The sequence below is a fragment of the Paraburkholderia sp. 32 genome (genome assembly GCF_050435345.1).
Classification (GTDB): Bacteria; Pseudomonadota; Gammaproteobacteria; order Burkholderiales; family Burkholderiaceae; genus Paraburkholderia; species Paraburkholderia tuberum.
Genome location: NZ_JBNDKD010000003.1, coordinates 818,092 through 837,521, shown reverse-complemented (window position 1 = coordinate 837,521; position 19,430 = coordinate 818,092). Strand labels below are relative to the sequence as shown.

General features: G+C 63.3%; 16 protein-coding genes. 9 read left to right on the top strand and 7 right to left on the bottom strand.

What is annotated here, in order from left to right; all coding sequences use genetic code 11:
• Nucleotide 1: 1 nt before the first annotated feature.
• Together OKW26_RS26545 and OKW26_RS26540 are read right to left on the bottom strand one after the other, a co-directional pair.
• Nucleotides 2-277, bottom strand: coding sequence for a hypothetical protein (locus OKW26_RS26545; protein WP_429355704.1), 276 nt, complete (start codon nt 275-277; stop codon nt 2-4).
• A complete protein-coding gene (locus OKW26_RS26540; protein ID WP_184056868.1) occupies nt 274-546 on the bottom strand; it encodes a DUF1778 domain-containing protein in 273 nt (90 codons plus the stop codon). The genes OKW26_RS26545 and OKW26_RS26540 overlap by 4 nt, the downstream gene beginning before the upstream one ends.
• A 173-nt stretch (nt 547-719) precedes the next feature.
• On the opposite strand from OKW26_RS26540, the gene OKW26_RS26535 reads away from it, so the two are divergent.
• The gene (locus tag OKW26_RS26535; protein ID WP_429355703.1) at nt 720-3,437 is read left to right on the top strand and encodes a DEAD/DEAH box helicase; all 2,718 of its coding nucleotides are present in this window, start codon (nt 720-722) and stop codon (nt 3,435-3,437) included.
• Between the two features lie 92 nt (nt 3,438-3,529).
• Here the strand turns inward: OKW26_RS26535 and OKW26_RS26530 are convergent, their stop codons facing one another.
• From OKW26_RS26530 to OKW26_RS26515, 4 genes are read right to left on the bottom strand one after another with little or no spacing between them, the layout of a single operon-like run.
• A complete protein-coding gene (locus OKW26_RS26530) occupies nt 3,530-4,714 on the bottom strand; it encodes a Wadjet anti-phage system protein JetD domain-containing protein (protein ID WP_429355702.1) in 1,185 nt (394 codons plus the stop codon).
• Entirely contained in the window at nt 4,711-8,082 is a 3,372-nt protein-coding gene (locus OKW26_RS26525) for an ATP-binding protein (RefSeq protein WP_429355701.1), read from the bottom strand. The genes OKW26_RS26530 and OKW26_RS26525 overlap by 4 nt, the downstream gene beginning before the upstream one ends.
• On the bottom strand, nt 8,075-8,731 hold the full coding sequence (locus OKW26_RS26520; protein WP_429355700.1) for a DUF4194 domain-containing protein: 657 nt from the start codon (nt 8,729-8,731) through the stop codon (nt 8,075-8,077). Before OKW26_RS26520 ends, OKW26_RS26525 begins: the two co-directional genes overlap by 8 nt.
• A 2-nt stretch (nt 8,732-8,733) precedes the next feature.
• A complete protein-coding gene (locus OKW26_RS26515; protein ID WP_018417679.1) occupies nt 8,734-10,194 on the bottom strand; it encodes a DUF3375 domain-containing protein in 1,461 nt (486 codons plus the stop codon).
• A 628-nt stretch (nt 10,195-10,822) separates the two neighbouring features.
• Between OKW26_RS26515 and OKW26_RS26510 the strand changes: the two genes are divergently transcribed.
• Together OKW26_RS26510 and OKW26_RS26505 are read left to right on the top strand one after the other, a co-directional pair.
• Nucleotides 10,823-11,410, top strand: coding sequence for a LysR substrate-binding domain-containing protein (locus OKW26_RS26510; RefSeq protein ID WP_429355699.1), 588 nt, complete (start codon nt 10,823-10,825; stop codon nt 11,408-11,410).
• 120 nt (nt 11,411-11,530) lie between these two features.
• Nucleotides 11,531-12,142 (top strand): 2'-5' RNA ligase family protein, encoded by a 612-nt coding sequence (locus tag OKW26_RS26505; protein ID WP_429355698.1) that lies wholly within the window; start codon nt 11,531-11,533, stop codon nt 12,140-12,142.
• A 387-nt stretch (nt 12,143-12,529) separates the two neighbouring features.
• Here OKW26_RS26505 and OKW26_RS26500 read toward each other — a convergent pair whose 3' ends face one another.
• Complete coding sequence (locus tag OKW26_RS26500; protein ID WP_143037180.1) at nt 12,530-13,333, bottom strand: IS5 family transposase; 804 nt, start codon at nt 13,331-13,333, stop codon at nt 12,530-12,532.
• Between the two features lie 175 nt (nt 13,334-13,508).
• On the opposite strand from OKW26_RS26500, the gene OKW26_RS26495 reads away from it, so the two are divergent.
• From OKW26_RS26495 to OKW26_RS26470, 6 genes are all read left to right on the top strand, one after another.
• Nucleotides 13,509-13,910: a DnaJ family domain-containing protein gene (locus tag OKW26_RS26495; protein WP_018417683.1), complete on the top strand. Its 402-nt coding sequence runs from the start codon at nt 13,509-13,511 to the stop codon at nt 13,908-13,910.
• Nucleotides 13,907-14,635 carry a tRNA adenosine(34) deaminase TadA gene (tadA, locus tag OKW26_RS26490; protein WP_429355697.1) on the top strand — a complete coding sequence of 243 codons (729 nt, stop codon included), beginning with the start codon at nt 13,907-13,909 and terminating at the stop codon, nt 14,633-14,635. Before OKW26_RS26495 ends, tadA begins: the two co-directional genes overlap by 4 nt.
• Nucleotides 14,636-14,661: 26 nt before the next feature.
• Nucleotides 14,662-15,588 (top strand): muramoyltetrapeptide carboxypeptidase, encoded by a 927-nt coding sequence (gene ldcA / locus OKW26_RS26485; protein ID WP_429355696.1) that lies wholly within the window; start codon nt 14,662-14,664, stop codon nt 15,586-15,588.
• Nucleotides 15,589-15,906: 318 nt separating this feature from the next.
• Nucleotides 15,907-16,620, top strand: coding sequence for a GntR family transcriptional regulator (locus OKW26_RS26480; protein ID WP_429355695.1), 714 nt, complete (start codon nt 15,907-15,909; stop codon nt 16,618-16,620).
• 367 nt (nt 16,621-16,987) lie between these two features.
• On the top strand, nt 16,988-18,469 hold the full coding sequence (locus tag OKW26_RS26475) for an NCS1 family nucleobase:cation symporter-1 (protein WP_429355694.1): 1,482 nt from the start codon (nt 16,988-16,990) through the stop codon (nt 18,467-18,469).
• A 48-nt stretch (nt 18,470-18,517) separates the two neighbouring features.
• Nucleotides 18,518-19,300, top strand: a complete 783-nt coding sequence (locus tag OKW26_RS26470; RefSeq protein WP_429355693.1) for an aspartate/glutamate racemase family protein — start codon at nt 18,518-18,520, stop codon at nt 19,298-19,300.
• Nucleotides 19,301-19,430: the final 130 nt, after the last annotated feature.

Sequence of the window (19,430 nt, the reverse complement as noted above, 5' to 3'; positions counted from 1 at the left end):
GCTAGCCGGCCAAGCACAACCACCGGAATTGGATCCGGCATATTTCGACGAACGTTGCCGGTTGCATCGACATGGGCAACGGCTCCAGCCGCGAGGGCATAGTAGCGTAGACGCGGCCGGTATCATCGGTCGTTACAAATACACGGCTTGTCCCACTGTTGTGGTTAATCAGGGCGCGCCGCTTCAGCTCGTCGTCAAGCTCCAGCCTTCCGCAGGAAAAGCTGGCAACGTCGTGCTCGGCCAGCAGCGGCTGCGGAGCAGAAAGCTTCCGATTCATTCGCTGTTTTCATTCCAAGGGGTTTTCACGTCCATAAGACGTGCAAGACCCGCGTTTGCGGCTTTCGGCGCGTCTAGCAATTCGGTGAACTGCTTAAATTTTTCCGAATCAAGCCCAAAGAAAGTGCGATCCAGGACGACGGCCTGAGCGCGCTCGCAAGCGGCCTCCAACATAAAGTCAGAGCGGTTTTTGCCAAGCAGGCTCGCTGCGTAATCGATCAGATCACGTTGCTCTGGCAAGGCGCGAAGATTAATAGGTGCGTCGCGCATGATGCACTCCATACTGTATATACGATAGATATACGTATGGCAGGGCAATGTATATCTGATGTCAATACGCGCCGTGGCAGAATCCGTCAAGTTTCAGCCTGGCGACTGGATCGAGAAGTGCCTGGATCGACGGGTAGAGCTACGTGCCGAAACTATTGCCCGGGAATGTGGTAGTGCCGGTGCTGAGTGCCACCTTGTGTGTCGAATCTGCGGGCGATGGAGGACGAGGCCCGGGATATACTGTGTGGCCTCTTTTTTACCGAGCCGGTAGGCAATCAAGGACGCCTTACGGACTCGATCCGAGGGGCGGATTCAGCCGTTGGCGGATTGACTGGATCTGCCCGCGTGGGAGGCAATCCGAGACCCGCTGGACTTCGCATTGTTGGAGCGGGTCGGTCGCGCAAATATCACGTCAAGTCATGACTAGCAAACACTCTTCCACCAAGTCACGTCGATCCTCGAAGCTTTCCCGCATCCACGCCCCCGATCACATGTCGCCCGCCGACTGGCAGCGCGCCTTGCGTCGGCAATTCGGGCAAGAGCAAGCGTTCTCGCTGGAGAATCTCGGGACGGAGACGTATTTCTCCGAATTCCGCGTCGGCAATCCGGAGTCGAACTTCAGCTATCGCGTGTCGATTCGTGGGACCTGCCCGGGCGACAACTTTTGCGACTGTCCCGATTACGCCACCAACGAACTCGGCACCTGCAAGCACATTGAATTTACCTTGTCGCGACTGCTGCGCAAGCGAGGCGCAAAGGCGGCCTTCGCCCGTGGTTATCAGCCCGCATTCTCGGAGCTGTATTTGCGAAACGAGGGAGGGCGAGCGGTCCATTTTCGCGCCGGCGCGGATTGTCCGGCAAAGGTAGCCAAAGCGGCCGCCGCTTTGTTCGACGAGTCTCGGCGATGGCATCTGCCGGAGGACCGTTTCGAAGATCTCGGGCGCTTTCTCTCCAGGGTGGCGAAGGCCGGGCACGAATTGCGCGCCCATGACGACGCGCTCGACTTCATCGCTGGCCGAAACGATGCGGCGCGCCGTGCCAGGATGCTCGACGGGCAGTTTCCGCAAGGAGGGGCGACGCCCTCGCTGAAGAAGCTGCTCAAGGTGCCGCTCTATCCGTACCAGGCCGAAGGCGCATTGTTCGCCGTGCGTGCCGGGCGCGCCTTGATCGGCGACGAAATGGGCCTCGGCAAGACGGTGCAGGCCGTCGCGGCGGCGGAAATCCTGATCCGGCATTTTGGCGTGTCGAAAGTGCTGGTGATTTGCCCGACTTCGCTCAAGTATCAGTGGCAGAGCGAGATCACGCGGTTCTCCGGCCACGCTTCGAGGGTAGTCGCGGGCGGCCTTGCCCAGAGGCGGGGCGAATATGCGGCCCAGGATCTCTACAAGATCACCAACTATGAGAAGCTGAAATCGGACCTTGACATGATTTCCGCGTGGGCGCCGGAGCTGGTCATCGTCGACGAGGCGCAGCGCATCAAGAACTGGAACACCATTGCGGCGAAGGCTCTCAAGCGAATCGACAGCCCCTATGCCGTCGTGCTGACGGGAACGCCTCTCGAAAACAAGCTGGAGGAACTCGTTTCCATCGTTCAATTCGTCGACCAGCACCGTCTCGGGCCCACGTGGAAGCTGCTGCACGAACATCAGCTCAAGGACGAGGCGGGACGCGTGACGGGATACACGGGCCTCGAGAAGATCAGCCAGACCCTGGCACCGATCATGATACGGCGTCGCAAGTCCGAGGTGCTGCTGCAGTTGCCCGGGCGCACCGACCAGAATCTGCTGGTGCCCATGACCGAGCTGCAGATGGCGTATCACACGGAAAACGCGGACATCGTGGCCAAAATCGTCCGGCGCTGGCGCAACACCAGGTTTCTGTCGGATCAGGACCAGAGGCGCCTCACCTGTGCTTTGCAGAACATGCGCATGTCGTGCAACAGCACCTATCTGCTGGACCAGGAAACCGATCATGGCGTGAAGGCCGACGAGCTGGCGACGTTGTTCGAGTCGCTTTTCACGCAGCCGGACGAGAAAGTCGTGGTGTTCAGTCAATGGACGCGCACGCATGAGATAGTCATTCGCCGGCTCAAGAAGCTCGGCATCGGCTACGTCAGCTTCCATGGCGGCGTGCCGTCGGAAAATCGGCCCGCGCTGGTGCAGCGCTTTCGGGACGATTCGGACTGTCGGGTATTTCTGTCGACGGACGCAGGTAGCACGGGGCTCAACCTCCAGCACGCGTCGACGCTCGTGAACATGGATCTGCCGTGGAACCCGGCGGTGCTGGAACAGCGCATCGCGCGCATCTATCGGTTGGGCCAGAAAAAGCCGGTACAAGTCGTCAATTACATCGCGAAGGGAACGATCGAGGAGGGCATGCTGTCGGTGCTGGCTTTCAAGCGCTCGCTGGCGGAAGGCATCCTCGATGGCGGCGCCAGCGAAATTCTGCTCGGTGGTTCGCGCCTGACCCGCTTCATGAAGGATGTCGAAAACGTCGCGGGGCGCATGGGAGAGAGCGAGGTCATGGCCGCGGCGGAGGAAGCCGCGAGCGGCGCAGTCGTGTCCGGCGACGCGGCGCGTGACGCGAGCGTCGTGGAAACCGACCTCGCCGGTACCGGCGAGCGGCCTCAAGCTTCGACCATCGATACAGCGCAACGAGGCGCGTCCTTCGAACCGTGGTCAGGGTTGCTGCAGTTCGGCGCGGCGCTGGTGTCGGCGTTGAATGAGCCGGGCGATGGCGCGGTTGCCGCACACCCGTGGGTCGAGCGCGATGCCGTGACGGGCGCGCGAAGTCTCAGGTTGCCGCTGCCATCTCCCGAGACGGCAAGACGACTGGCTGAGGTGCTGTCGACGATCTCGGATGCTCTGCTGCGCGACGGCAGCGCAAACTAAAGTCGCTGAACGTGGGAGTCGGGGAAGGCATCTTCGAGGCGGCCTGCTTCGAGTCGTATTCGAGTTGTACCTGGCGGCGAGATGGGGAAGTTCTAAGCGCAAGCCCGCTCTTCGAGCGCCGCCCTGACCCACCCGAATCCCACGCGCTCCTGCTCGAGCCGCAATCCATGGCGAATCCGGTTGTCGCGGAGGTCATCGAAGAGTTCCCGCTCTTTGGCCGTGAGCCGCGGCAGATCGCGCGTGACCTGATCGCCTTCTTCTCCCCAGAACGCTTCATGCGCCACCAGCGTCGCGCGGTCCATCAAGAACGATCCAACATGCGGGAACCGGCTGCGCAATTGATCGAGAATGGCGAAGCCGTGCGTGTCGATGTCGCCCCAGTAGTGGAGCGCACAGTCCGTGAGCCATCGCGCCGGCTCGAGAGCTTCCCAACCGTAGCCCGCCCCGAAGAGCACGATCGACTGCGGAACGTCGGGAAACGCCAAAAAATTTATCTCGTTTTCCGTAATGAACACGTGGCGGCATGGCAGTGTGAGGCGCGCGAAGCTGTCAGCGTCGAGTGCGATGTCGGGCCGGCCCATGCCGGGCAGAACGGCGAGCCTGTCATCGAGCGCGCGAAATCGAATCCGAGGCGGCTTCTCGCGGAACCCGTAGCGAGCAGCGAATTGGGCGGCGGCTGTCCGGCTGCTGTCGATTGACTCCGACGGCAGCACGAGATCGAGCCATTGGGCGAGGACGCCGCGCCGCGCCTCGATGAATTTCGTGTCGACGTTGGCGATTTCGGCCTGGCGAAGATATACGCCCGGCTGCGGATGTGCTTGCAGCCAATCGACGACTGCCAGCAGTCGTTCCCAATCGCCTGCGAATTCGAGTGCTTGCAACGGGCGCTGCGCAAGCCACGTGGTGAGCTTCGGCTGGCGGGAGCGTGTGATTTCGAGCAGCCGCTCGAACTGCGCTGCGTCGCGGCGCTTGCCGGCGACCGCGAGCGCATCGTCCAGACTGTCCACCCAAGCTGCTTGTGGCAAACGCTGCAGGCCGAGAATGCGATGATTGATTTCGCGCCATTCGATGCGTACGCGCGGTGTCGCGGCAATCTCCGCGATCCATGCGCGTACCGCGTCGAAGCGTTCGGCCAATTCGGAAGAGTTCGGGCCTTTTATCGTTAGACGTAGCGGGAACAGCCCCTCGGTGCCGTCTACGAGGCTCCGCAGCCATTCGCCACGCTCCCATAGGCGCTGGAGGCGAACGCGCAGTTCGGCGGTCGTGGTCCAATTCATTGCTCGAACTCCGCCTTGCGCGCGCGGTACTCCTCGATCGACAGGTTGCGCAGCTTCGAGGCGCGTCCGCCCTCGTTCTGAACGAATCCGACGCTCGAAACGAACGGCTCGATGATGTGAATCTTCTGCAGCGGCGTGACGATCAGCAGTTGCAGGTTCAGTTTTTGAAACAATGTGAGACCGTATTGCGCCGATTCGTCGGAGCCTCGTCCAAACGCCTCGTCGATGACGACGAAGCGGAACGATCGAGAACGCACGGCGCCCCATTCGAGGCCGAACTGATAGGCGAGACTCGCGGCAAGGATCGTATAGGCGAGCTTTTCCTTCTGGCCGCCCGATTTACCGCCCGAGTCCGAATAGTGCTCGTATTCGCTGTCGTCCTCACGCCAACGCTCGCTGGCGGCGAACAGAAACCAGTTGCGCACGTCGGTCACTTTGGCGCGCCAGCGCCGGTCCTGCTCGGTCAACCCTTCGCGGCCGCGGAACCGGTCAATGATCCGTTTGACTTGCAGGAACTTGGTCTCCGAGTATTGGCTATCGTCCGAGCCGGTGAGTTCGCCCTCGGTGCAAGCGCGCAGGTCGCTCTGGAATTCGCGGATCTCTGCGTCGGGGCTGGACTGACTCTCGAGGACGATGTATCGGCCCGCGTTGTAGTCGATTTGTCGCAACGATTCGTTGATGCGTTCGATACGTTCCTTGATCGTTTGCCGTTCGCGGGCGAGCTGGCCGTGGAAGTTGGCGATCTCGTTGATCGTATTGACGTTGAGCAGCTCTTTGAAACGCGCTTCGAAGCGCGGCAGATCGTCCGCTTGCAGCCGCGCGAGCATGTCACGGTACTCTGAGGTCGCGTCGAGGCTCGCATCGAAGTCGGCCGTTTCGAGCTTGTAGGCATCCTTGAAGGCCGCCATGGCCTTGACGATTTTTTCGGCAAGGCGGCCGAGCGACTTCGTTTCGTTGTCGATACGGGTTGTCAACGCCTCTCGCACGTCCCGCTCGCGGTTGTCGCATGACTCGACGGAAAGCTGGTGTTCGCCGAGAATCTCCGCTCGCAGCGCCTCGATTCGCTCGGCAAGTTCGGCATTCACTTGCGCAACGAGCGCGTGCGTCTCGTCGCGCAACGTTTGCGCTGCCTCCCGCCTGGCCAGGATACCGCCCAGTTCCGAGTCGGTGTCCGAGATCGCCGCTTCACTCTCTGTCAACGACGCTTGCGCCGAGTCCAATTGGGCCGTTAGCTCCGCGAGGGCGTCGCTTGCCGCTTCGAGGCGGGCTTTTTCGTCTGCCAGACGTGCGATCGCGGTCGCGCAGCTTCCCCAGTCGATGTCGCGGAAGTCGACGAACTCGCCGACGCGCGCAAGCGCTTCGAGCTGCTCGCGCACCTTCGAGTGCTGGCTTTGAGCTTCTCCAAGCTTCTGTCCGATCTCGCCAAGCCGAACCTCGAGCGCTCGCCGTTGGGCTTCGAGGGCGGCAATTTTGGCCGTGTTGCTCCAACCCAGCACGTAGCGGCTGCGATCGTCAAGCGCGCGGCGGTCGTCTTTTTCGTGGCGCTCGCCAAGCGCTTTCGCCTGGCCCGCACGCGTGATCGCGCGCATCTCGCGCCGAAACTGCTCCTGCGTATCGCAGCATGCATAGTCGAACCGGCGGCCGATTTCGCGCTCGAGCCAGCCATAGAACAGCGAATCGGGCTTGATCGCGAGTTTGTGTGCGAGCGAGTGGCGGTGTAGCTCGATGGCCTCGGCTGCGCGCGCGGCGCGTTCAGAGCGCACGCGAAAGTAGACGAGCCGCCCCCGGAGATGAGTGCGATCGACCCACGCCGCGACGTTCGCATAGTGCTCGTCGGGCACGAGCAGCGACAGGCCGAAGTTGTGCAGGACGCGCTCGGCGGCGCCCTCCCAATCGCGCGCATCCTCTTGCACCTGAATGAGTTCGCCGGCGAACGGCAGGGCGTCTTCCTCCAGACCGAGCGCCGAGCATAGGCTCGCCCGCATCGCGACTTGTTCCTTCGGGATGTTGTTACGTCGAGCTTTCAGGCTCGCGATTTCGTCCTCTAGCAGATCACGCTGCGCTTTCCCTTCGCGAAAGGCCACGCTCCATTCGGTAATCGCATTTTGCTCTTGCGCTTCGTCGTCGACGAGCGAGCTGCGCCGCTCGGCCAGACGTTGGCGTTGGGAAGCGAATGCGGCCTCATCCGTGGCCTCGGTTTCGCCGAGCAGCGTAACGATGGCGGCATAGCGTTGCGCGCGTTCGCGGCGACGCGCGCTTTCTCGCTCGTGCTGGCGGATTTCGACCTCGAGCTGCGCGATGCGATCGCCGCCTTGTTCGGCCACGGCGCGGCGCAAATCGTCCACGCGCTGGCGCGCCTGGTCGCGCGCTTCTTCGTGCCGCGCCTTGCGTGATATTGCACGCGCGTGATCCTCGTCGAGCAATTGGAGGCGGCGCTCGATGAGGCCGAGCTTGAGCCCGGCGAAGTAGGGTTTCAGTGCTTCACGGCACGCTCGCCAGCCTTCGAGAATGTGTCCTTGCTCGCTGTGGCGATCGCAGTCGTCGACGAGCGGTGTCAGCAGTTCCACCTGGCGCTTGGCTTTCAGTACCGCCTCGTGCGCGCGATTCAGATCGTCGAAGTGAGTGATCAGTGCGTCGACGCGCGGTGCAACGTCGAATGGCTCAAGCATGTGGCTGCGTACGAAGTCGGTGAGATTGCCCACCGATTTCATCGATACCGTTTGATGGAAGAGCTCGAGCGCTTGCTCGTTTTCGATTCCAAAGCGCCGCCGGAACCAGGCGCTGTATTTCGGAAATGTGTCCTCGATTTCGGCACCCAGCCCGCGCAGCTTTTTGCGCAGCTGTGCGATCTCGGTGCCGAAGCGCGAGAAGTCAGCGGCGATCGAGAGATCGCGTTCGGCACAGACGAAGAATCGCGCGGGTTGAGCGTGTGCGTCTTTCATCCAGAACACCTGCGCGAGTGTGACTGTGGCATCGTACCCGGCGTTACGAAACACGCCCAAAATCACCGAATAGCTGTTATGGTCGCGCAGGCTCACGGGCCTGGCCGTCCCCGTGACCTCGTTGCGCTCCGACTTGTAGTAGCCAAGCACATACGAGCGTAACGTACGTTCCTTGCTGTCCGCGCCTGCCGCCTTGTTGTAGGCGATGCGCTGCGCGGGCACGAGGAGGGTGGTGATGGCGTCGACGAGCGTCGACTTGCCGGAGCCGATGTCTCCTGTCAGCAGGCCGTTGCGGCCATCGACCCGCAGCACCCAGACTCGTTGGTCGAAGGTTCCCCAATTGAAAACCTCGAGCCGCTCGAGGCGAAAGCCCGTCAGGGCGTCGTCGACGGCAAAATCGAGGCCGAGCGTGCGCGGCTCATTCATCGCGACTCTCCTGTTGGTCAGAAACCGTCGAATCTTGAAGGTGGTGCGCCCGATAGCTCGCGAGCCGCGCGTCGAAATCGAGCAGCCATTGCGCATCGACGAACGCCTTGAGAATGCGCCGCACCTCGAATGTGGGCGGTCCGCTCGTGGTCTTCATCCGGCGTAGGAAGCCGAGCTCGACGATCTTGTTCACGTGTGTATCGATTTGATCGACCAGGCGCGCCTCGTTGGTGCTCGCGGGAAGGAATACGCGTACGAGCTCGACGATGTCCTCGCGCGCAAGGACGAGCCGCGTGTCGCCGCCGCCAGCATCCCATTCCGCCAGCTTCTTTCGCAGCAGCGCGAGCAGCAGGCTCACGGGGAACGAGAGTGGACGCCGGACAACGAGCCGGGGTAGCTTAGCCTGTTCCCCATCGACTTCAGCGTCATGCGCGGCGCGGCTTTTTACGAAGGCGTAGCCTTCCGCCTCGTCCACGACGAGCTCGAGGCCAAGCACGGCGACGTAGTCGCGCGCGTGCGTCTGCAATTCGAGCAGTGCGGCCCAGAGGCGCTCGTTTCCATCACGATAAACCACGCCCTTGAGCAGCGCGATGGCAACTGTCGACAAATCGCCTCGACCAGGCGACGAGGCTTGCTGTTCTTCCGTCATCTCTACCTTGTGAAAATCACACGCGGCATCGTCGTGCGCTTAATGATTGGTGTTCCGTTGGCGTCGTTCGCCTGCCACTCGATCGTATCGGAAATGGTCTCATCGACGGTCGCGCGAAATGATCCAGCTTCGGCGCTCAGTTGCAAATAGGCGACGAGCTCGGCGAGCCCATGCTCGAGAGGCTGCGAAGCGGTCAGTTCGGCAAGCGTCACTTGCGGCCGATCTTGCAGGCATCGGCGGATATGGCCTGCGAGGCGCGCGCGATCGACGACGATCTGCGTGTAGAGTGCCGAGGCATCGAGGTTCGCCTCACCGGTTTCGATTGAGACGTTGGCAATGAGAGGGCGCAGCGCCGGCGCGTAAAGCGGGCGTTCCATCGGCAGCTCGATGTCAGTGGATGCGGTCTCGATCTCCATGACGGAGCCCGGTGGGGGCGCTTCGCGCAGCGCAAGCGCTTTCGTTTCGATACCGCGCAGAATGTCCATGATGCGGCGGTTTTCGAGCCACGCTTGATCGTCGAGGAAGCGTCGAAGCTGCTGCGAGAGCTGAGCTACCGTGCGCTGCGTATGCTCGCCGGCTTCCAGCCAGTCATAGTGGACGCGCCGCGTGCGCGCGTCGGGCCTCATTTCCATGACCGCCGGCAGCGCCAGCACGCGCTCGAGCCGTTTCGAGAGTTCCTCTTGACGGCGGCTCGACATCAGGAAGTCCCAAAACGCCCGGAAGCTGCTGCCCTGGTCCGAATCGGCGATCGCGTCGCGCTCGCCCATGATTTCCTCGATGAGCGCACCCTTCGATCCTTCCCAGAGCGCGATTCGCTCGCGCACATGTCGGTCCAGCAGCCGAAAGTTTTGTTCGACTTCACGGAAATCCGTGAGCAGGTCGCGCGCCATCTGCATGAATTGCTGAAAGCGGTCCTTGAGCGCGGCATCGTCGAGCAGCCGAACGTCACCGGCCTCCACGCGGGCGATTTCTTCGTCGATCTGGCCGCGCCGCGTGTGGAGCTCGGCAAGACGCTTTTCGGGGTCCGCCTCGCTGCCTTCGCCCATCTGCCGCAGCAGCTCGAAAAGTGTCAAGAGCCTCGATTCCGTGCCGACAAAGCTGCGTTCCGTCAGCGTGCCGAGCCACGCGATCGCTTTCTCCGTGGCGGGTGTCAGGTCGAACTGCGGTTCATCGGATCCTTGGCGATAGTACTTGCGCAACCATCCCTTTTCAGGGCTGGCCCAGTCGTTCAGATACTCGAGCGCCGGCTTCGGGAAGGCGTCATCGCCGAGTTGTTCGCGCAACGCGTAAAGCTCATCTTCGAGTGCTTCGGCAAGAAGCGGAGCCGCCACCACGCGCACGTTTGGCGCGACGAACACGCGGTGCAGGAAGCTGACAGCGAGCGGCGCGTGGTCGGAGCGTAACAGGCGCCAAGCGGGATGGCGCGTGCGCAGCGCATCGAGGGTAGGGTAGTCGAGGGGCATCGGTGCGAGATGACGGGTTCGGCACCCCTGAGGAGATCGCCGAACTTTGGCTCAAAAGGCCAGTATCCTACTCCGACTGTCATCCCAATTTTGCAAGGCTCCGCTCTGGAATGAGTCTCACGGTGTTTCTGGCGGTGTACGTGGGCGCCCGCGCAGGGGTTCGCTCACGGTATCGAATCGGCTTCAGATGCTCGGTCTTGCTGGCTTTTTAAACGGAGCGGGTGCCGATTGTCCAATGCCGTGCAATGGAACCCATTAACTGCCGAGCCAGAATTTCGGTATGACTGACGGTATCGACCCCGCGTGACCAGGCGGAAACGCCGTTCCCACAAGGCTCCAGCCGGCTGATTGACGATCGAGTGGGCGTGATTGGACGTCCCGCACGTACGGCACGATCTAGCAACACCACACACCAAAGCCCGCGTTTTCGCGGGCTTTAATGAGATTCGATTCCTGCGCTAAATGTTGTGCGGATTCAGGCCGTTCAGCAGAACATCGACAACGTGGTGCGCAGCGCCCACCCACATATTGCGATGGAGATGCGTAGGCGCCAGTGCGCGCGTCACCGGCTACACCTTCGTCAAGATCGCCTCGACGCTCCTCAACAATTGTTGGTGCTGACCTGAACATGCGTATCGGGATCTCCGTCGTCACCCGTGCCGTGCCGGCCAGAACATCTGGCAGAACGGTCGACGACGCCGCGCCCGATCGCCTGACCGCGTCGACGCTGACGGGCGACGTCGAGTTCGGCATCGGCACGATCAGCGAGCGCCCCGAGGGCATCACGCTGCAATGCCTCGCGCGCGACAACTTGTGCGCGATCTGCCGCAAGGATTCGGCACTCGCGAAAAAGCGGCGTGTGAGCTGGAAGGATGCGCTGCAGTATCCGTGGCTCGGCATCAAGTCGACGAGCGGCATCCGCAAGTTGATCGACGAAACGTTGTTCACGCTCGGCATGCGCAAGGCGGTCGAGTACGAAGTGTCCTATATGACGACCGGGCTTTCGATGGTGCAGGCCGGTCTCGGCATCGCGATTTTTCCGGGCATTCTACTCGGGTCGTTTCCACATCGCGATCTGGTCGCGCGCAGGCTCGAAGCGCCGCTCGTCACACGCGACGTGAATCTGATCCGACGCGCCGAGCATTCGCTGTCGCCGGCGGCCGAGTCGTTTATCGAGCTTTGGTACAAACGCATCGGCAAGCCGGCCGATCTGTAGCGCGTCGCAGTTGCACACGGCCTGTCGTACTGTATGAATATACAGTATCATGACTGCAATGGGCCGCTTGCGCGGCGGTGTGCGGATCGACGGAAAGAATCAGCGAAGGAACGAGGCGCGATGCCTGAACAACTGTGGTTGCCCGGGCTCGAGGCGCCGTCCCCGCCCACCGACGGGCTCTTTTTCGCGGTCTATCCCGATGCCAATACCGCGGCCGGTATCGCGAAGTTCGCGCAGCAGCTTTGTGTGGAGGCACGCATGCGTAGCGGCGGGCACAGCGGCGTGCGCGGCAAACCGCTCGCGGCGAACCGCTTGCACGTCACGCTCAGGCACCTCGGCAATTTCGCGGGCGGCTTGCCGGCGGATGTGGTCGAGGCGGCGAAACGGGCGGCCGAGGCGGTCAGCATGGCGCCATTTACGGTCGAATTCGACGCGGTCGCCAGCTTCGCGAAAAGGCCGCGGCTCGGGCCGGCGGTGCTGGTGGGCGAGCACGGTGTGCACGGACTGCAGGCGCTTCACGATGCGCTCGAAGCGGGCTTGCGCGACGACGGCATCGAGCCCGACGCACGTTTTACGCCGCACATGACGCTGGCGTACGGGATGCAGTGGATCGAGCGCCGTACGGCCGAGGCGGCGTGCTGGAATGTGCGCGAGTTTGCGCTGATGCACAGCCTGCTGGGACGGACCAGACATATCGTCCTCGCGCGTTGGCCGTTGGTGGGGCCGAGCTGAGGGAGGGGCGTAGGCCACCTCGGTAACGAATTCGCGGCTGTTTCGCGAGGCGCCGGCTAGAACCGCACGCTCGTCCCGCAGCCCCCGGCATAGGCGCCGCCGCTCGCCGCGGCGCCGCCGCAAAAAACGCCGCAGCCGGAAAGCAGCGCGGCCGCGGTAATCGCCGCCAGCGCGCTACGCACGCCGATCCGCCGAGACGCTTGCTGGCCCCCTCGCACTGGCTGCGCGGCGCAGATCGGATGCGATTCCGCGACGGGAAGAGCACTGGGACGGCCGATCGGTTTGAATGGCATGGCGGCGTCAAATTCGACGAGAGGGAACCTCTACGTGCCGCGCCGGTTAAGCGCCGCGCGCGTTGTGTGACTTGATGACTTACTCTAGAGCGTGTTAGGCACTTTTCATAATCGGTGCAGCATGAACGAGCATAAGCATGGCGAAGACGACGAAGTGCAGGCCTGCCAGGGTTTCGGGCAGGCGCTCGTAGTCGCGTGCCAACCGCCGGAAGCGGTTGAGCCAGCCGAAACTGCGCTCGACCACCCAGCGGCGGGGCAGCAGCACGAAGCCCTTCTTCGCCTCAGGCAGCTTGATGACCTGCAGTTCAATGCCTTCATCACGTGCGGCCTGTGCAGCAGTGTCGCCCGTATAGCCCTGGTCAGCAAACGCAAGTTTCACCGTCTGACCGGTGACGTGCTGAACCTGACGCGCAAGCTCGGCCACCTGCGCGCGCTCCTGCTCGTTGGCCGGCGTAATGTGCACCGCGAGCAGCATCCCCAGCGTGTCGACAGCCATGTGAACCTTGCTGCCCCGCTTGCGCTTGTAACCGTCGTAGCCCGCACGCGGCCCGCTTTCACACGTGGACTGCAATGTGCGTCCATCCAGAATGACCGCACTGGGCTGGCCCTGACGCTGTTGCGCCACGCGCAGCACCGAGCGCAAATCGTTGACCATCGCCTCGAAACAACCCGCGTTCAGCCAGCGCTGCGTTTGCTGGTAGACCATTTCCCACGGCGGAAAGTTGGTCGGCAGCATGCGCCACGATGCACCCGCGCGCGCCATCCAGCGAAGCGCGTTGAACATTTCGCGCAGTTCGTATCGGCGCTGCGGTGCATCTTCGTTCATCAAGGTCAGATACGGAGCGGCGAAGCTCCATTCCTCGTCCGAAACATCTGTCGGGTATGGCTTGCGTTCTATCATCCCGCCAGGTTACCAGGTCTGACAGAAAGTGCCTAACACGCTCTAAGTCCACGCTGAAGCACCGTCAAATGCCGGGTTGCCGGCAAATCGGCGCCTTTATGCCGTCAAGTGAGCACGGAGCGCCCGTGCGCTCCCTGATAGAATGCTCGGGCCGCAACGTTGTGGATTGCAGATGAAATTGCTTGATGCGCTTGTCGAACAGCGTATTGCCGCCGCCGCCGCGCGCGGAGAGTTCGACGACTTGCCGGGTGCGGGCGCGCCGCTGGCCCTCGACGACGATGCGTTGGTGCCTGAAGAGGTGCGCGTCGCCAACCGGATTCTGAAAAATGCGGGCTTCGTGCCGCCCGCCGTCGAGCAGCTTCGCGCGTTGCGCGATCTGCAAACGGAGCTGAATGCCGTGAGCGATCAGCCGACCCGTTGTCGTCTCCAGGCGCGCATGCTCGCGCTCGATATGGCGCTCGAATCGCTGCGCGGCGGCCCGATGGTCCTGCCGCGCGAATATTGCCGCCGCATCGCGGAGCGTCTCTCTGAGCGCGTGGGCAATGTCGATGTAGCCGCCGCGGGTTCGCAGTGAACGAGCCGCTCCCGTGTGCCGCCTCGATCGGCTCTTCTGCGCAAGCCGAGGCCGGTGAGAAATCCGTTGGCGCTTGCATCGGCGCGGTCTTCGCACCGGCGGCTGATCACCCGATGGCCGCTGCCGCCATCCCTCCCGGAAATTCCGACGCTGCCATCATCTCCGAACGCGACCTGCGCTTCATGGCGCTCGCTCAGGCCGCCGCCGAAGAAGCGCGCGCAGCCGGCGAAGTGCCGGTCGGCGCGGTGCTCGTGCGCGGCGACGAAGTCATCGCCACGGGCTTCAATCATCCGATCGGCGCGCATGACCCGTCCGCGCACGCCGAAATGGTCGCGCTGCGCGCAGCCGCGCAGTCGCTCCAAAACTACCGTCTGCCGGGTTGCGAACTCTATGTGACGCTCGAGCCTTGCCTGATGTGCGCCGGCGCGATCATGCACGCGCGCATCGCCCGTGTCGTGTTCGGCGCGCGCGATCCAAAAACCGGCGCGTGCGGCAGCGTGGTCGATGCGTTCGCGAATCCTCAGTTGAACCATCACACGACGGTCAGCGGCGGCGTCCTCGAAGCCGAATGTGGCGCCGCGCTCAGGTCGTTTTTTGCCGAGCGGCGTCGGACGAGTCGCGCAGCCCGCGCGGCGGCGCGTGGCGAAACGGCTGAAGCGGCCGAAGCGGCCGTGGACACCGCCACACCCTCCAGCAGCGAACCGCCCCCAACCACGCCGCTCTAAAACAACAACGCCCAACGGGTCTCGCCATGACCGCATCTCGCACCATCGAACTGATTGCGCCATCCGGCTATCCGCATGATCCGGAGGTGCTGCATCGCGCGCTGCATCGGCTGCGTGCGCAGGGGCATCGAGTCGACGGCGAGGAGGCCGCGAAGCGCCGCTACCAGCGCTTCGCCGGCACCGACGGCGAGCGCGCGGCCGATCTGAACCGGCTCGCCGATCCATCGCGTGAGCTGCCCGATGTCGTGTTGGCCGTGCGCGGCGGCTACGGCGCGGTGCGGATTCTGCACGGTCTCGACTACGAAGGGCTGCAGCGGCGGCTCGCCGATCAGCCGATAGCGCTGGTCGGTCACAGCGACTTCACCGCGATCCAACTGGCGCTGCTCGCGCGCGCCGGCTTGAAGACCTTCGGCGGCCCGATGCTGATGAGTGATTTCGGCGCCGAGCAGCTCAGCGAATTCACGATGCGCCATTTCTGGTCGGCGTTGACGCAGCCGACCATCACGGTCGCGAGCGACACGCCGCAAGCGCAGAGCGTCGACGTAACGGGCACGCTGTGGGGCGGCAATCTGGCGGTGGTTGCGTCGCTTGTCGGCACGCCGTACATGCCGCCGGTGCAGGGCGGCATCCTGTTCGTGGAGGACGTCAACGAGCAGCCGTTCCGTATCGAGCGGATGATCTATCAACTGCATCTGGCCGGCATCCTCGCGCAGCAGAAGGCGCTCGTGCTCGGTGATTTCTCGGGCGGCAAGCCGTACGACTACGACAACGGCTACGACCTGCACGCGATGGTCGAGCAAGTGCGCTCGCTGATCGGCATTCCTGTCGTGACGGGGCTGCAGTTCGGGCACGTTCATAACATGGTGACACTGCCGGTCGGCGCGGCCGCGCATCTGGTCGCCAATGCGCATGGCTTCAGGCTGACGGCGTCGGGCTATCCGAGCATTGGCTGAAGCCGTCGTGGGCGGGGCGGAGGCGGGCGGATCGCTCGCTTTTTTTGCGTCAGTAACGCAACTAACTGTCAGCATTTCCACACTCACCACCTCCCACACCCATCGCCAATGTTTTCAGTTTTTGTTGACAAAAACTGGCTGCCAGTACTCGTCTTGGCATTATAAAAAACGGGTAAGATTCCCGCCAGACAGCCGTGCAGCTTGGCTCACAGCCTTCCGCTGACGCCACGCAGCACAAAAACTGTCGAAAATCGACGCAAAAATTGTTGACAATATTTGTGTCCGTCCTATGATGACCAACATACCGAGACGCCAATCATGTCCGACACCGAATCCGTCGCGAACAGTTCGAAGCCCGAAGCAATCGCCGAGCGCATCCGCGCGGCGATCCTCGAGCACCGGCTGGCACCCGGCGCGAAGCTCACCGAAGCTCAGCTATGCGAAGTATTCAGTGTGAAGCGCGGCCCCATCCGCCAGGCCCTGTCGCAGCTGGCGAGTGAGCGCCTCGTCGATCTCGAGCCGAATCGTGGCGCGTTCGTCGCGAGTCCGTCGTTGCAGGAGGTGCACGAGGTGTTCGAAATGCGCCGCATCATCGAGCTGGCCGTCGTCGAAAAGATCTGTAGCGGACACGGCATGCGGCGTCTGAAGAACATCGGCGGCATGATCGGCCGGGAACGCAAGGCATTCGAAACGCGGGATTTTCCGGCATGGATCCGCTTGTCGGGCGAGTTTCATACGGAGCTCGCGAACCTGACCGGCAACTCAGTGTTGTGCGATTGCCTGAACGGGCTGGTCGCGCGTTCCACGCTGATTTCCGCGCTGTACGAATCGCTCGGACGCAGCCCGTGCTCGTTCGAGGACCACGAAGCGATTCTCGCCGCGCTCGACGCCGGCGATGCGAAGCAGGCGGCCGCGCTGATGTCGCACCATCTGCAAAGCGTCGAGTTGAAGATGCTGGAGCGCCCCGCGCGCGGGGCAGCGGATCTGCATGAAGTATTCGGCGCGCTTGCGTCGAAAGAAGCATCCACCTAGACAGCCGAAGCCGACTCCACCCCAGGCTGAGGCAAGCAGCAGGCGAGCGCCCGTTCGTGGTGCGCGCCGCACTGAATTGAACTGAACCGATAGATGCACGGCCAGGCGGCCTCGCATGAGCGCCGCCGGCCTGAACACGCACGTCCGCCGCGAGACGACGGAGCTCGGGTAGCGACGCATCGCCGGAAAGCCGCGGCGGCTGGCGATGCGACAACCACAAGTACGTCAGTACGGAGACACGCGCGGCACGGTCCGGGACCACGACGCCGACTTCTTCGACCCACGCGGGACGAGAAGCGAGCAACTGGCATGGCCGATGCAATGTCCGTCGATGCTCTTTCGACGGTCCCTATCCAAAGGAGGAATCATGGCTCAGTTCAGTGCAGCGCCAGGCAGTCACCCCATCTCCAACTATCCGGACGGCACGGCTCAAACCGATCCGTCGATGCCGGCCGGCTACAGCGAGCGGCTCTACAACGAGGACCTCGCGCCGCTGCGCGCGCAGAACTGGAGCGCGTACAACATCTTCGCGTTCTGGATGTCGGACGTGCATAGCGTGGGTGGCTATGTATTCGCGGGGAGTCTGTTCGCGCTCGGCCTGACGAGCTGGCAGGTGCTGGTGTCGCTGCTGATCGGCATCACGCTCGTGAACGTGCTGTGCAACCTGATCGCGAAGCCGAGCCAACTGAACGGCGTGCCGTATCCAGTCGCGTGCCGCGCGACCTTCGGCGTGCTCGGCGCGAATGTCCCCGCAGTGATCCGCGGCCTGATCGCGGTCGCGTGGTACGGCATCCAGACCTATCTCGCGTCGAGCGCGCTCGTGATCGTCGTGCTGAAGTTCGTGCCGCAACTGCTGCCGTATGCGGACGTGCATCGGCATGGTCTGCTCGGTCTGTCGACGCTCGGCTGGGCGGGCTTCATGCTGCTGTGGGTACTGCAGGCGCTGGTGTTCTGGCACGGCATGGAGACCATCAAGAAGTTCATCGACTTTGCCGGGCCAGCCGTCTACGTCGTGATGTTCATTCTCGCCGGCTACATGGTGTATCGCGCGGGTTGGCGCAACATCGGCATCAACCTCGGCGGCGTCAAATATCACGGCATGGAAGTGGTACCGGTGATGATCACGGCGATCTCGCTGGTGGTGTCGTACTTCTCCGGACCGATGCTGAATTTCGGTGACTTCTCGCGCTACGGCAGGAGCTTTCGCAGCGTCAAGCGCGGCAACTTCTGGGGCCTGCCGATCAACTTCCTCGCGTTCTCGCTCGTCACGGTGATCACGACCGCGGCCACGCTGCCGGTGTTCGGCGAACTGATTACGGACCCGGTCGAGACGGTGGGCCGCATCGACTATCCGATGGCCGTGATTCTCGGCGCGCTGACCTTCACGATCGCGACGATCGGCATCAACATCGTCGCGAACTTCGTGTCGCCGGCCTTCGACTTCTCGAACGTTGCACCGCGTCTGATCAGCTGGCGCGCGGGCGGCATGCTCGCGGCGGTCGCGTCGGTGTTCATCACGCCGTGGAACCTGTTCAACAATCCGGCCGTGATCCACTACACGCTCGACGTGCTCGGCAGCTTCATCGGGCCTTTGTACGGCGTCCTGATCGTCGACTTCTACCTCGTCAAGCGTCAGAAGATCGTGCTCGACGATCTGTACACGGTCGCGCCGAGCGGCTCGTACTGGTATCGCAACGGCGTCAACTATCGCGCAGTGGCCGCGTTGCTGCCGGCCGCGCTGATCGCGGTGATCTGCGTGATGGTGCCGGGGCTCGACGGCTGCGCGAATTTCTCGTGGTTCATCGGCGCGGGACTCGGCATGCTGTTTTACCGGATGCTCGCACGCTGAGTTTCACGGGCTTTCGTCGCTGCAATAACGAGTCGAACAGGAGTCGCCATGCGTATCAAACTGATCAATCCGAACACGACGCGCCGCATGACCGAGGCGATGGGGCGCTGCGCGCGCGACGTCGCCGCGCCCGGCACCGAAGTGATCGCCGTCAATCCGACGATGGGGCCGCCGTCGATCGAGGGCTATTACGACGAAGCGCTCGCCACGCCCGGTCTGCTCGCCGAAGTCGCGGCCGGCGAACTGGACGGCTGCGACGGCTACGTGATCGCGTGCTTCGGCGACCCCGGTCTCTATGCGGCCCGCGAGTTGGCGCGCGGCCCGGTGATCGGCATCGCCGAGGCGGCGATGCACGCGGCGAGCGTGCTCGCGCCGGGCTTTTCGGTCGTGACGACGCTCGCGCGCACCTGCGGCATGGCCTGGCATCTGGCCGAGCGCTACGGCATGAAGCGCTTCTGCCGCAACGTGCGTGCGACCGACGTCGCCGTGCTCGATCTCGACCAGCCGGGCTCGGCGGCGCGCCGCATCATCCTCGACGAATGCCGGCGCGCGCTCGCCGAGGACGGCTCGGACGCGATCGTGCTCGGCTGCGCGGGCATGGCCGAACTGTGCGCGGAGATCGAGGATGCGCTCGGCGCGCCGGTGATCGAAGGCGTGACGGCGGCCGTCAAATGGACCGAGGCGCTGGTGACGCTGCGTCTCGCGACGGCCAAGCGCGGCGACTACGCGCGGCCGCTCGCGAAGCGCTACGACGGCGCGCTCGCGTCGTTCAGCCCCGGTCCGCTGCGGGTAAACGCCGAGTCGGCGGACACGCACATACACTCGCTGTAACACGCACTATCTGCCCGGCTGTATGGGCGCACCGGGGTGTTTTCGCTACACTGGGTCAACTCGGCGCTGCGGTTTCCGCAGCCGCCGAAGCCGCCCGTTGCGTGGCTACACGTGTGAACCCCGCACCGTT